Annotated in this window: 11 protein-coding genes; 6 read left to right on the forward strand and 5 right to left on the reverse strand. The window is 64.1% G+C overall.

Going from position 1 to position 13,550, the window contains the following annotated elements; genetic code table 11:
• Nucleotides 1-31: 31 nt before the first annotated feature.
• Nucleotides 32-535: a hypothetical protein gene (locus NLM31_RS39235; RefSeq protein WP_254195706.1), complete on the forward strand. Its 504-nt coding sequence runs from the start codon at nucleotides 32-34 to the stop codon at nucleotides 533-535.
• A 189-nt stretch (nucleotides 536-724) separates the two neighbouring features.
• On the opposite strand, the gene NLM31_RS39240 is transcribed toward NLM31_RS39235, so the two are convergent.
• Nucleotides 725-1,180: an Lrp/AsnC family transcriptional regulator gene (locus NLM31_RS39240; protein ID WP_254134510.1), complete on the reverse strand. Its 456-nt coding sequence runs from the start codon at nucleotides 1,178-1,180 to the stop codon at nucleotides 725-727.
• A gap of 153 nt (nucleotides 1,181-1,333) precedes the next feature.
• Between NLM31_RS39240 and NLM31_RS39245 the strand changes: the two genes are divergently transcribed.
• The gene (locus NLM31_RS39245) at nucleotides 1,334-4,783 is read left to right on the forward strand and encodes an indolepyruvate ferredoxin oxidoreductase family protein (protein ID WP_254195707.1); all 3,450 of its coding nucleotides are present in this window, start codon (nucleotides 1,334-1,336) and stop codon (nucleotides 4,781-4,783) included.
• Nucleotides 4,784-4,858: 75 nt separating this feature from the next.
• Entirely contained in the window at nucleotides 4,859-6,283 is a 1,425-nt protein-coding gene (gene iaaH / locus NLM31_RS39250) for an indoleacetamide hydrolase (RefSeq protein ID WP_254195708.1), read from the forward strand.
• A 192-nt stretch (nucleotides 6,284-6,475) separates the two neighbouring features.
• Here the strand turns inward: iaaH and NLM31_RS39255 are convergent, their stop codons facing one another.
• Entirely contained in the window at nucleotides 6,476-7,384 is a 909-nt protein-coding gene (locus NLM31_RS39255) for a LysR family transcriptional regulator (protein WP_254134513.1), read from the reverse strand.
• A gap of 141 nt (nucleotides 7,385-7,525) precedes the next feature.
• Here NLM31_RS39255 and NLM31_RS39260 point away from each other — a divergent pair, with 141 nt between their 5' ends.
• The 3 genes from NLM31_RS39260 to NLM31_RS39270 all read left to right on the forward strand — a co-directional run bounded on the left by NLM31_RS39260 (nucleotide 7,526) and on the right by NLM31_RS39270 (nucleotide 10,918).
• Nucleotides 7,526-8,677, forward strand: a complete 1,152-nt coding sequence (locus tag NLM31_RS39260; RefSeq protein WP_254134514.1) for an HlyD family secretion protein — start codon at nucleotides 7,526-7,528, stop codon at nucleotides 8,675-8,677.
• Nucleotides 8,678-8,797: 120 nt separating this feature from the next.
• Nucleotides 8,798-10,417 (forward strand): MDR family MFS transporter, encoded by a 1,620-nt coding sequence (locus NLM31_RS39265; RefSeq protein WP_254134515.1) that lies wholly within the window; start codon nucleotides 8,798-8,800, stop codon nucleotides 10,415-10,417.
• 39 nt (nucleotides 10,418-10,456) lie between these two features.
• Nucleotides 10,457-10,918, forward strand: a complete 462-nt coding sequence (locus NLM31_RS39270) for a carboxymuconolactone decarboxylase family protein (protein ID WP_254195709.1) — start codon at nucleotides 10,457-10,459, stop codon at nucleotides 10,916-10,918.
• A gap of 149 nt (nucleotides 10,919-11,067) precedes the next feature.
• Here NLM31_RS39270 and NLM31_RS39275 read toward each other — a convergent pair whose 3' ends face one another.
• The 3 genes from NLM31_RS39275 to NLM31_RS39285 all read right to left on the reverse strand — a co-directional run bounded on the left by NLM31_RS39275 (nucleotide 11,068) and on the right by NLM31_RS39285 (nucleotide 13,548).
• Complete coding sequence (locus NLM31_RS39275; protein ID WP_254134517.1) at nucleotides 11,068-11,928, reverse strand: D-amino-acid transaminase; 861 nt, start codon at nucleotides 11,926-11,928, stop codon at nucleotides 11,068-11,070.
• A 183-nt stretch (nucleotides 11,929-12,111) separates the two neighbouring features.
• Entirely contained in the window at nucleotides 12,112-12,843 is a 732-nt protein-coding gene (locus tag NLM31_RS39280) for an amino acid ABC transporter ATP-binding protein (RefSeq protein ID WP_254134518.1), read from the reverse strand.
• Nucleotides 12,844-12,855: 12 nt separating this feature from the next.
• On the reverse strand, nucleotides 12,856-13,548 hold the full coding sequence (locus NLM31_RS39285; protein WP_254134519.1) for an amino acid ABC transporter permease: 693 nt from the start codon (nucleotides 13,546-13,548) through the stop codon (nucleotides 12,856-12,858).
• Nucleotides 13,549-13,550: the final 2 nt, after the last annotated feature.

Consider the following 13,550-nt stretch of genomic DNA (forward strand, 5'->3'; position numbering starts at 1 on the left):
CATCGAAACCTCACGTGAAGGACATCCGAACGTGCCCCCGAGCTTCAACCTTCCATTCGTTCTCAGCGTCGCCGGCGCCTTGCTGACATCAGCGGTGGTGGCCTCCCTCTATGTCTGGCCGTTTATTCGCGCAATGCCCCGCCATGACGCGCTTCGACTTCTCGCAGCTTTCCATGCGTTCCGCTTCCTGGGAATGAACTTTATGGTTGCCGGATTTGTGTCCGCGGAGTTGAGCGCGGATTTCGCCAGCGAAGTCGGCTGGGGCGATCTCATCGCCGCCACTCTCGCGCTTGCTTCGATGGCGGCGTTGTCCTGGCGATGGCCGATCGCCATTCCGATGGTCTGGATCTTCAACGCCTGGGGCACGCTCGATCTTCTGAACGCGTACTATATGGGTGCGACGAAGATCCAGAGTCCCGGCCTGTTCGGCGCAGGCATCTATATCCCGGCGCTTTACGTGCCGTTGCTGCTGGTCAGCCACGTGCTTGTCTTCATGCTCCTGCTCAGGCCGGCGTCGCAAGAACAGGCGTCGTGATACGCCGCACCAACGGGCACGCGAATAGCGTCCTCTCAAAAGGGCAGTGCCGTAGGGTGGGCAAAGCGACTCGTCCGCCGTAGCTCGAAGAGTGAAGGCGGAAGCGTTCCCACGGCCTCTCCCGATCATAAAGAGATCCTGGGCACGGCGTTATGCGCCTTTGTCCACCCTGCAGCACCTCCCGTGCGTTCAAAACGGCAGCGCCACGCTCGTCTTGATCTCCTTCAGCACCACGTTGCTGCGGACGTAGCGGATGCCGGGGATGCGGAACATGAACTCGTCGAGGAAGCGGTTATAGGCCGCCATGTCCTGCACGACGACGCGCAGATGGTAATCCGCGTCGCCGGTCGTCGCAAAACACTCCAGCACCTCGCGACGCGTGGTGACGCGGGAGACGAACTCGTCGACGAATTTGGCGTCGTGCCGCTCCAGCGAGACGTGGAGGATGGCGGACATCGCGAACCCCGCCTGCTCGCGCGCGACCAGCGCCGCATAACCGCGAATGACGCCGCTGTCCTCGAGCGCGCGCACCCGGCGCCAGCAGGCCGAGGTCGACATACCGACCTCGTCGGCGAGCTGCTGGTTGGTGGCGCGGCCGTCCTTCTGGAGGTGGGCGAGAATCCGCGTGTCCTGGTCTTCAATCATCGAGAACCCTCAAATCGATTAATTCTACCAAATTCTAGGCAATCACGCAAAATTATACCGAATTCGCACCACCAACGGGAAAAATAGGTAGGACCTACCAGCCCGCCGGGCCTACCCTTTGCCTATTCGGCAGAATGCCGCGCGAGGTCCGCCATGGACGCCATTCCGTCACTCGACGTCTACGAACTCTCCGACCGCTACGACCGCGAGGACGGCCGCGTCTTCCTCACGGGCACGCAGGCCATCGTCCGCATTGCGCTCGACCAGGTCAGGCGCGATCGCGCCGCGGGGCTCAACACCGCCGGATTCATCTCCGGCTATCGCGGCTCCCCGCTCGGCGGCATCGATCTCGAACTTTGGCGCATCCAGCAGCGATTGAAGCAGGACCGCATCGAATTCCTCCCCGCCGTGAATGAGGACCTCGCGGCGACCGCTGTGCTCGGCTCGCAGCAGGTCGAGACCCAAACCGATCGCGAGGTCGATGGCGTGTTCGGGCTCTGGTACGGCAAGGGTCCCGGCGTCGATCGCTCCGGCGATGCGCTCAAGCACGGCAATGCCTACGGCTCGTCACCGCATGGCGGCGTGCTGGTGGTCGCCGGCGACGACCATGGCTGCGTGTCGTCCTCGATGCCGCACCAGTCCGACGTCGCCTTCATGAGCTGGTTCATGCCGACGCTGCATCCCGCGAGCGTCAGCGAATATCTCGAATTCGGCGAATATGGCTACGCGCTGAGCCGCTTCTCCGGCATGTGGGTCGGCTTCAAGGCGATCTCGGAGATCGTCGAGTCGGGCGCATCCGTCGCGCTGCGCCGGCCGCGCATCTTCCGCACGCCCGACTTCACCCCGCCGCCGGGCGGACTGCACTATCGCTGGCCCGATCTGCCGGGCCCGCAGATCGAGGAGCGGCTGGAGGCCAAGAAGCACGCGGTCTACGCTTTCGCCAAAGCCAATCCGATCGATCGCCACATCTACGACATTCCCAACGCCACCTACGGCATCGTCACCACGGGCAAGGCGCATCTCGATCTGATGGAAGCACTGCGACTGATGGGCCTCGACGAGGCCGCTTGCCGCAGCATCGGCATCGACATCTACAAGGTCGGCATGGTCTGGCCGCTGGCGCTGCATGACGCCATGGATTTCGTGAAGGGCAAGCGCGAGATCCTCGTGGTCGAGGAGAAGCGCGGCATCATCGAGAGCCAGTTCAAGGAATATTTCTACGACTATCCCGGCGCGAAGCCCGAGCGGATGGTCGGCAAGCACGACGAAACCGGCGCGCGGCTGATCTCCTGGATCGGCGAATTGTCGCCGCGCGCGCTGGCCTCCGTGCTCGCCCGCCGGCTCGATCCGATGTTTCCGGGCCTCAATCTTGCCGCGCGGGCGGCGGCGCTGTCGCCGGAGGCCGAGCGCACGATCAACGTCGCAGGCGCGACGCGTACGCCGTATTTCTGCTCCGGCTGCCCGCACAACACTTCAACCAAAGTGCCCGAAGGATCGAAGGCATTGGCGGGCATCGGCTGCCATTTCATGGCGAGCTGGATGGAACGTGAGACCTCCTCGCTGATCCAGATGGGCGGCGAAGGCGTGAACTGGGCGGCGTCGTCGCGATTTACCGGCCACAAGCACATCTTCCAGAATCTCGGCGAAGGCACCTACTACCATTCCGGTTCGATGGCGATCCGGCAGGCGATCGCCGCCAAGGCCAACATCACCTACAAGATCCTGTTCAACGATGCCGTCGCCATGACCGGCGGCCAGCCGGTCGATGGCCCCGTCAGCGTGCATGCCATTGCGCACAGCGTCCGCGCCGAGGGCGTGGACCGCATCGCGCTGGTATCGGACGATCCCGCGCAGTTTTCGCCCGCCGACCTGCCGCTCGGCGTCACCATCCATCCGCGCGAGGAGATGGACGCTGTGCAGCGCGAACTGCGCGACGTCAATGGCGTCTCGGTGCTGATCTATCAGCAGACCTGCGCCACCGAGAAGCGGCGCCGGCGCAAGCGCGGACAGATGGCCGATCCCAAGCGCTTTGCCTACATCAACGATCTCGTCTGCGAGGGCTGCGGCGACTGCTCGGTCGAATCCAATTGCCTCAGCGTCGAGCCGAAGGAGACGCCATTCGGCCGCAAGCGGCAGATCAATCTGTCGGCCTGCAACAAGGATTTTTCCTGCCTCAATGGATTTTGCCCGAGCTTCGTCACCGTCGAAGGCGCGACGCGCCGGAAGAAGAGCGCAAGCCAGATCGATGCGATCGGCCGCGCGGCCACGCTTCCCCTGCCCGCCCCCGTCACGCTCGATCACCCCTACGATCTGCTCGTGACCGGCGTCGGCGGCACCGGCGTGATCACCGTCGGCGCGCTGATCGGCATGGCCGCGCATCTGGAACGAAGCGGCGTCTCGGTGCTGGACTTTACCGGCTTTGCGCAGAAGTTCGGGCCTGTGCTGAGCTACATCCGCCTCGCCGCGAGTCCGGAGGCGCTACACCAGGTCCGCATCGATCAGGGCGCGGCCGATGCGCTGATCGGCTGCGACCTCGTCGTCAGTTCCTCGCCGAAGGCATCCGGCACCTATCGCCACGGCACGCGCGCTGCAATCAACACCGCGGAAATGCCGACCGGCGACGTCGTCCGTTTCCGCGACGCCGATCTCGCGTCCCCCGCCCGCCTGCGCGCGATCCGGCAGGTCGTCGGCAGCGACAATCTCGACTGCATCAATGCCAATGCCCTGGCCGAGCGGCTGCTGGGCGACGCCGTCTATGCCAACATCATCATGCTTGGCTTTGCCTGGCAGCGCGGACTGGTGCCGGTTTCGCTATCGGCGCTGCTGCGCGCGATCGAGCTCAATGGTGTTGCGGTCGCACGCAACAAGCAGGCTTTTGCCTGGGGCCGGATCGCCGCAGCCGATCCGGACTTTTTGCCGAAGGCGAACGAGCGGCCCGAGGCCGAGACGCTCGACCAGCTCATCGCCAGGCGCGCCGATTTCCTCACGGCCTACCAGAACGAAGCCTACGCAGGGCGCTATCGAGCGCTCGTGGCAGAAGTCCGCAGTGCCGAGGCTCCGCTCAACAGCGAAGCACTGACCGAGGCCGTCGCCCGCGCCTTGTTCAAGCTGATGGCCTACAAGGACGAATACGAGGTCGCGCGCCTGCACATGCAAAGCGGCTTCCTTGACGAGCTGAAGCGCGAATTCGAGGATGGCTTCAGCGTCAGATATCACATGGCTCCGCCCTTCCTGCCGTCCGACCGCGACGCGCGCGGCCGCCCGCGCAAACGCGCCTTCGGCCAGTGGATCCAAAGGCCGCTCACCATGCTGGCGCGGCTGAAGGGATTGCGCGGGACGCCGTTCGATCCGTTCGGATACACCGCCGAACGGCGGACCGAGCGGGAGCTGATCGGCTGGTATGAGGACGTCGTCGCGCAAATTCTGAACCGGCTCGCAACGGCGGGTCTGCCCGATCTCGTCGCCATCGCGAAAACGCCGATGGAGATCCGCGGCTACGGCCCCGTGAAGGACGTCGCGATCGCCAAGGTGAAGCCCGAGGTCGAGCGGCTGCTCGCCGCTCTGGCGAAATCTTCATCGGCAAAGATGCGTGCCACCGGTTGACGTGACGCAACCGAGGCTTCAGCCTCCCGGATTGAAGAGGCTCCCTCATGGAGTCCTGCAATCAGGTGGCGCATCATGGAATACGACCAGTTGACCCTGACCCAGGCTGCGGCCGAGCTCGCCGCGGGGAAAATCACCAGCCACGCGCTCACCTCCGAGGCGCTAGCCCGTGCCAAGGCCAACGCCGATTTGAACGCCTTCGTCACTCTGGATGAGGAAGGTGCCCTCAAGGCCGCCGTCGCGTTCGACACGCAAGGCGCGGGCGCCGGAAACAGACCGCTCGGCGGCGTCCCCATCGTGATCAAGGACAACATCGAGGTGGCCGGACTGCCGTGCACCGCCGGAACGCCGGGGCTGAAGAGCTTCATTCCAGGCGCTGACGCGCCGGTCGTGGCGAAGTTGCGGGCCGCGGGCGCCGTCATCATCGGCAAGACCAACATGCACGAGCTTGCTTTCGGCATCTCCGGCTACAACACGGCGTTCAAGACCGGCGCCGAATACGGCGTCCGCAACGCCTATGACCGCGCGCTGATCGCCGGTGGCTCGTCTTCCGGAACCGGCGCGGCAATCGGCGCGCGGATCGTGGCGGGCGGGCTTGGCACCGACACCGGTGGCTCCGTGCGCGTGCCGGGTGCACTGAACGGTTGCGCCTCGCTGCGGCCGACCGTCGGCCGTTATCCGCAAGCCGGCATCGCGCCGATCTCGCACACCCGCGACACCGCAGGCCCGATGGCGGCCACCATGGCGGACGTTGCGCTGCTCGATCGCGTCATTGCCGGCGGCGATGCGGTTGCGCCGGCCGATCTCACACGGGTGCGCATCGGTCTCATCAAGAGCATGCACGTCAATCTCGACGGGGATACCGAGGCGGCGTTTTGGGATGCGATCGACAGGCTGGAGTCGCTGGACGTGACTTTCGTCAACGTCGAGATGCCGGGGCTTGCCGCGCTTAACGGCCAGGTCGGATTTCCGGTCGCGCTCTACGAGGCCTATGACGACATGGTCGCCTACCTCAAGCGCACCGGCACAGGCATAACCATCGAGGCAATGGTCGCACAGATCGCGAGCGCCGACGTCAAGGGCACCTATGAAGGGCTGGTGCTGCCGCGCAAATTGCCGGCGCCCGACGGCAGCTTCGTTGATGCAAAGCCGCTTTATGACCACGCCATCACTATCGCGAGGCCGGCGCTTCAGGCGCTCTATCAGCAGACCTTTGCAAACAACGGGCTGGACGCCATCGCCTTTCCCACCACGCCGCAAGTTGCGATCGCGTCCAATCCGGAGTCCAGCAGTCTGGAGAATTTCGGACTGTTCATCCAGAACACCGATCCCGGCAGCAATGCCGGCATTCCCGGCATCCAGATTCCGATCGCGCTGGGCGAGACCAGCAAATTGCCGATCGGGCTTGAATTGGACGGCCCCGCGGGAAGCGACGAACGGCTGCTTGGGATCGGCGTCGCGCTTGATGCCGTGTTCGGACGGCTGCCCGCGCCGCGTTGATGCACCTGGAGGGTGGGCAAAGCGAAAGCGTGCCCACGACCTCTCCGTCATTGCGAGGAGCACTTGCGACGAAGCATCCAGTATCTCTCTGCGGAGGGATTCTGGTTTGCTTCGCTACGCTCGCAATGACGGAGAGGCCGTGGGCACGGCGCGTTGCGCCTTTGCCCGCCCTGCGGCACCGTCAACTTGGCTTCACGAATACGGATTGATCAGCTTCTGCTGCTCGGCGCTATGATGCACGAGCATGTCGATGAAAGTCCGGACCTTCGCCGACAGATGATGGCGATGCGGATAGACCGCATTCATCGACATCTCGACCGGCCGATATTCCGGCAACAGGCGCACCAGCCGGCCGGCGTCGAGATCGTCGCCGACCAGGAATCCGGCCGCGAGGCTGACGCCTGCCCCCTGCAACGCCGCTTCACGCAGGGCTTCGCCGCTGTTGGTGATCAGATTGCCTGATACGCGCACCGAGGCCGGCGTGCCCTTGCGATCGAAGAAGCGCCATTCATCGAAGGGGTAATTGATGTGGCGCACGCAATTATGTTCGGCAAGTTCCTCGAGCGTCTGCACGCGTCCATGCGCCTCGATATAGGAATGCGAGCAGCACAGCACGTGCCGCCAGGTCGCAAGGCTCCGCACGATCAGGCTGGAGTCGGGCGGCGCGATCATGCGCAATGCGAGATCAAAGCCTTCCTCGACCAGGTCGACATTGGTCTCGCCCATGCGCAGGTCGACCTTGACCTCCGGATAAGTCGCGAGGAACTCGACCATCACGGGCGCGACGAACGGCACCATGTGGGTGGCGGTGTGGATGCGCAGCGTGCCGCGCGGAGCCGATTGCAGCGCGCCGGCGATGTCGTCGGCCTGTTCGAGATCGGCGAGGATCTGGGTCGAGCGGTCGTAATAGGCCTTGCCGATTTCGGTGAGGCTCACTTTACGCGTGGTGCGGTTGAGCAGCCGCACGCCGAGCCGGTCTTCCAGCGCCTGGACGTGATTGCTCACCATGGTGGTCGACATGTTGAGGCGGCGGGCGGCGGCGGAAAAACCGCCGTTTTCGACCACGCGGACGAAGGCGGTCAGGCTGGTGAAGCGGTCCATGCGTTGAGGCTCCGATTATCCGCCATGGCTGGATAATGCTTCCATCAATTCCGGGATTATCACAACGGCCGGGACAACGCATCTTGCAGCCATCAAGAGCGCACTGGTCTGAAACAGGCGCATGGAAATTCCGAGGGTGCCATGTCGAACGCCACTTATACCACTGAAACAACTGACAAAATCAGCCTCAAGCCATCCCGCAAGGCGATCAAGCGGGCAGCCCTCGCGCTGGCACTGGTGCTCGGCGTCGCCGCGGCCGGTGACTTTGGCTACGACTACCTGACGACCGGCCGCTACCTGGAAACAACCGACGACGCCTATGTGAAGGCCGATTCCACGATCATCGCTCCCAAAGTGTCGGGCTACATCGCCCAGGTGCTGGTCGGCGACAACGAGAAGGTCAAAGCCGGCCAGCTCCTGGCCAAGATCGACGACCGCGACTTCAAGGCGGCACTGGGCCAGGCTCGCGCGGATGTGGCCGCGGCCGAAGCCTCGGTTCGCAACCTCGATGCCCAGCTCGAACTGCAACAGCCGATCATCGAGCAGAGCACCGCCGACGTCACGGCTGCCGACGCCAATCTGAAATTCGCGCAGGAAGAGCGCGCCCGCTACGACGACCTCATGAAGTCGGGCTCGGGCACGATCCAGCGCGCGCAGCAGACCGATGCGGCGCTCCGCGCCAGCAACGCGCAATTGCAGCACGCCAGGTCGGGCCTGGTCGCCGCGCAGCGCAAGGTCGACGTTCTGACCACCCAGCGTGCCCAGGCCACGGCGCAGCTCGATCACGCCCGCGCAGTCGCGGATCAGGCTGAGCTGAACCTGTCCTACACCGAGATCACCGCGCCGGTTGAGGGCACGGTCGGCGCCCGCTCATTGCGCGTCGGCCAGTACGTGCAGGCCGGCACGCAGTTGATGGCGGTGGTGCCCCTCGACGCGGTCTATGTGGTCGCGAATTTCAAGGAGACCCAGCTCACGCATGTGCGCGCCGGCCAGCCGGTCGAGCTGATCGTCGACAGTTTTCGGAATCGCACGCTGCACGGTCATGTCGACAGCCTTTCGCCGGCGAGCGGGCTTGAATTCGCGCTGCTGCCTCCCGACAACGCAACAGGCAACTTCACCAAGATCGTGCAGCGCGTCCCGGTGAAGATCGTGCTCGACGATCACAGCCTCACCGGCCTGCTGCGGCCCGGTATGTCGGCGGTGCCGACCGTCGACACCAAGGCAACCGTGGTGGCCGAGCGCGAGACGACCAAGCGCATCGCCGACAACGCGCCGCGCGGCACCGGCGGCTGACGCTCAGGGGGATCCCGGCAAGGATTATCAAGTCCCGCCGGATGATCCTTCCCGGACTTCCACGATTATCGAAACCATCCGCCTAATGCATCCTGTCTCTGTAACCGAGAGGAGGCTTCCATGAGCACGCTTCAATCGACCCTCGACACCGCTTCCGCCGCCAATCTCCCCGCCCCCGCCGCGGCTCCCGCAACGCCGGCCGTCTCCGCCAAAACCTGGATCGCCGTGATCGGCGCCACGCTCGGCGCCTTCATGGCGGTGCTGAACATCCAGATCGTCAACGCCTCGCTCGCCGACATCCAGGGCGCGATCGGCGCCGGCATCGATGACGGCGGCTGGATCTCGACCTCCTACCTGATCGCCGAGATCGTGGTGATCCCGCTCTCCGGCTGGCTCGCGCAAGTGTTCTCGATCCGGATCTATCTGCTCACCAACGCGATCCTGTTCCTTCTTCTCTCCGCGGCCTGCGCGCTGGCGCAGGACCTCCCGCAGATGATCGTGTTGCGCGCCGTGCAGGGTTTTACCGGCGGCGTGCTGATCCCGATGGCCTTCACGCTCATCATCACGCTGCTGCCGCGTGGAAAACAGCCGGTCGGCCTTGCGCTGTTCGCGCTGTCGGCGACGTTTGCGCCTGCGATCGGCCCGACCATCGGCGGCTATCTGACCGAGAATCTCGGCTGGCAGTACATCTTCTACGTCAACCTCGTGCCCGGCGCGATCATGGTCGGCATGCTCTGGTATGCGCTCGACGCCAAGCCGATGCAGCTGTCGCTGCTGCGCGATGGTGACTGGGCCGGCATCATCACCATGGCGATCGGCCTTTCCGCGCTGCAGACCGTGCTGGAGGAAGGCAACAAGGACGATTGGTTCGGCTCGCCCTTCATCGTCAAGCTCAGCGTCATTGCGGCGGTCGCGCTCGCAGCCTTCCTGATCATCGAGCTGACGGTGAAGAAGCCGCTGTTGAACCTGCGCCTGCTGGTCCGCCGCAATTTCGGCTTCGGCATGCTCGCCAACTTCCTGCTCGGCGTCGCGCTCTACGGCTCGGTGTTCATCCTGCCGCAATATCTGGCGCGCATCCAGGGCTACAATGCCGAGCAGATCGGCATGGTGCTGGCGTGGACTGGCCTGCCGCAGCTCGTGCTGATCCCGCTGGTGCCGCGCCTGATGCAGAAGTTCGACGCGCGGATCATCATCGGCATCGGCTTCGTCCTGTTCGCAGGCTCCAATTTCATGAACATCTACATGACCAACGACTACGGTTCCGACCAGCTGTTGTGGCCCAACATCGTCCGTGCCATCGGCCAGGCGCTGGTTCTGGCGCCGCTGTCTGCGGTGGCAACCGCCGGCATCGAGCCGGAGAATGCCGGCTCGGCCTCCGGCCTGTTCAACATGATGCGCAACCTCGGCGGCGCCGTCGGCATCGCGCTGCTGCAGACCGTGCTGACCAAGCGCGAGCAGTATCACTCCAACGTGCTGATGCAGTCGGTCTCGGTGTTCGAACAGGCCACCCGCACGCGGCTGGAGCAGCTCACGCAGTACTTCATCAATCACGGTGTGCCCGACCGTGCGGACGCGTCGCATCGCGCCTATGTCGCGATCGGCCATATCGTGCAGAAGCAGGCTTACATCTTCGCCTTCAGCGACACCTTCTATCTGCTCGGCATGGCGCTGATCGTGGCCCTGATCGCCGTCCTCTTCCTGAAGAAGCCCGGCCATGTCTCGGCCGGCGGGGCCCACTGACCTCAACCCAAGAGACCAACTCAAGCAAGGAGAACGACCATGAAACCCCGCATGAATTTCTACCAGGCCGCCCCCGAGACGATGAAGGCGCTGATGGCGCTGGAAGAGCAGATCCAGTCCACCGGACTCGAGAAATCGCTGATCGAGCTCGTCAAGATCCGGGCCTCGCAGATCAACGGCTGCGCCTTCTGCATCAACATGCACACCGAGGATGCGCGCAAACGCGGCGAGACCGAGCAGCGTATCTATCTGCTCAACGCCTGGCGTGAATCCCCGCTCTATACCGACCGCGAGCGCGCCGCGCTGGCCTGGACCGAGTCGGTGACGCTGATCGCGGAAACGCACGCGCCGGACGACGTTTACGAAGAGGTCCGCGGACGATTCTCCGATGCGGAGACGGTGAACCTGACCATGCTGATCGGCGCCATCAACGCCTGGAACAGGCTGGCGATCGCATTCCGCGCGGTTCATCCGGTGAAGGTGAAGGCGTCGGTGGCGTAGGTGCTATCACGCGAACTGTCATGCCCCGGCTTGACCGGGGCATCCAGTACGCCGCAGCCCATCGATTCAATCACAACCGTCTCTGGAATACTGGATCGCCCGGTCGAGCCGGGCGATGACAGCGCAGTGTATGGCGGATGGCTCCGAGCCTAAACCGCCGTCGCCTTTGCGAACTCCACATAGATCTCACGCAGCCGCGTTGCGAGTGGACCGGGCTTGCCGTCGCCGACCTTCTTGCCGTCGATCGCCACCACCGGCTGGACGAACAGCGAGGCCGATGTCGCAAAGGCCTCCTTGGCGGCGAGCGCCTCTTCCACCGTGAAGGACCGCTCCTCGACGCGGAGCTGGCGCTCTTCGGCGAGCGCGACCACGGCCTTGCGGGTGCAGCCCGGCAGGATCGCGTTTGAATTCTTGCGGGTGACGATGACGTCGTCCTTGGTGAGAATGAATGCCGACGACGAGCCACCTTCGGTGACGTAGCCGTCCTGCAGCATCCAGGCCTCGCCGGCGCCGGCTTCCGCAGCCGCCTGCTTTGCCAGCACCTGCGCCAGCAGCGCGACGCTCTTGATATCACGCCGCTCCCAGCGGATGTCGGGCACTGTGATTACGTTGATGCCGGTCTTGGCAGCCTCTGCATTGATGATGTCCTTTTCGGAGGTGAACATCACCAGGCTCGACTTGATCTCGCCCTTGGGGAACGCGAAGTCGCGGCCCTTGTCGGCACCGCGTGTGACCTGGAGATAAACCAGGCCGTTCACCACCTTGTTGCGGGCGATGAGCTCCTTCTGGATCTCGGTGATGCGCTCGACCGTCTCCGGAAGCTTCAGCTTGATCTCGCCGACCGAGCGCTCCAGCCGCGCCAGATGCGAGGCATTGTCGACCAGCTTGCCGTCGAGCACAGCCGAGACCTCGTAGATGCCGTCGGCGAAGAGGAAGCCGCGGTCGAGCACCGAGACCTTCGCGTCCGAGAGCGGGACGAATGAGCCATTGACGTAGGCGGTCGAATCCAAGGCTGGTCTCCAGAAAAAGGGGGATTTATCGACCGGTATAGGGGATTTGAAGCGCGCGATAAACCCTCGATCCGTCATTCCGGGGCATTCGCAAAGCGAATGAGCCCGGAATCCATAACCTCAGCTGGTGGTTATGGATTCCGGGCTCGCGCGACGCGCGCCCCGGAATGACGGAGGAAGTGGCTAGTGCGACAAGATCTTCGACAAGAACTTCTGCGCGCGGTCGCTGCGGGGCTTGCCGAAGAAATCGTCCTTCGGCGCGTCCTCGACGATCTCGCCGCGGTCCATGAAGATCACCCGGTTGGCGACCTTGCGGGCAAAGCCCATTTCGTGGGTCACGACCATCATGGTCATGCCGTCATGGGCGAGGTCGACCATGACGTCGAGCACCTCGCTCACCATTTCGGGGTCGAGCGCCGAGGTCGGCTCGTCGAACAGCATCACGATCGGATCCATGGCGAGCGCGCGCGCGATCGCGACACGCTGCTGCTGGCCACCGGAAAGCTGTGCCGGAAACTTCTGGGCCTGTTCCTTCAGGCCGACGCGCTCGAGCAGTTGCATGCCCTTCGCCACGGCCTTGTCGGACGACCGGCCCAGCACCTTCTGCTGAGCGAGGCAGAGATTGTCGATGATCTTCAGATGCGGGAACAGCTCAAAATGCTGGAACACCATGCCGACGCGTGAGCGCAGCTTCGGCAGGTCGGTCTTGGGATCGTTGACCTTGGTGCCGTCGACCGAGATGTCGCCGCTCTGGAACGGCTCCAGCGCGTTGACGCATTTGATCAGGGTCGACTTGCCCGAGCCCGAAGGGCCGCAGACCACGACGACCTCGCCCTTGGTGACGCTGGTGGTGCAGTCGGTCAGCACCTGGAAGGTCGGGCTGTACCATTTGTTGACGTGGCTGATTTCGATCATGACCGACTTGCTCTAGCGGATGATGGCGATGCGCGTCTGGAGGCGGCGGACGCCGAAGGACGCGATACAGGAAATGGTGAAATAGACGATTGCGGCGAACAGATACATCTCGACCAGACGGCCGTCGCGCTGCGCGACCTTGCTGGCGGCCCCGAGGAAGTCCGTAATCGACAGCACGTAGACCAGCGAGGTGTCCTGGAACAACACGATGGTCTGCGTGATCAGCACCGGCAGCATGTTGCGGAACGCCTGCGGCAGCACGACGTAGCGCATGGTCTGCGCATAGGTCAGGCCGAGCGCGCTGGCCGCGGCCGGCTGCCCCCGCGAGATCGACTGGATGCCGGCGCGCATGATCTCGGAGAAGTAGGCCGCCTCGAACATGATGAAGGTGATGAGCGAGGAGGCGAACGCGCCGACGCTGATCGGCCGCGAGGCACCGGTCACCCATTGTCCGATATAGGGCACCAGGAAGTAGAACCAGAAGATCACGAGCACCAGCGGCAGCGAGCGCATGAAGTCGACATAGAGGCCGGCGATGCGGCCGAGCGTCTTGTAGCCGGACAGCCGCATCAGGGCGATGGCGGTGCCGAACACGAGGCCGCCGAGCGCCGCGAGCCCTGTCAGCATCAGCGTGAACGTCATGCCCTCATAGAACAGATAGGGCAGCGCGCGGATGATGACGCCAAAATCAAAATTGCTGAACATGG

Origin of the sequence: Bradyrhizobium sp. CCGUVB4N (assembly GCF_024199945.1) — a bacterium.
Taxonomy (GTDB): Bacteria; Pseudomonadota; Alphaproteobacteria; order Rhizobiales; family Xanthobacteraceae; genus Bradyrhizobium.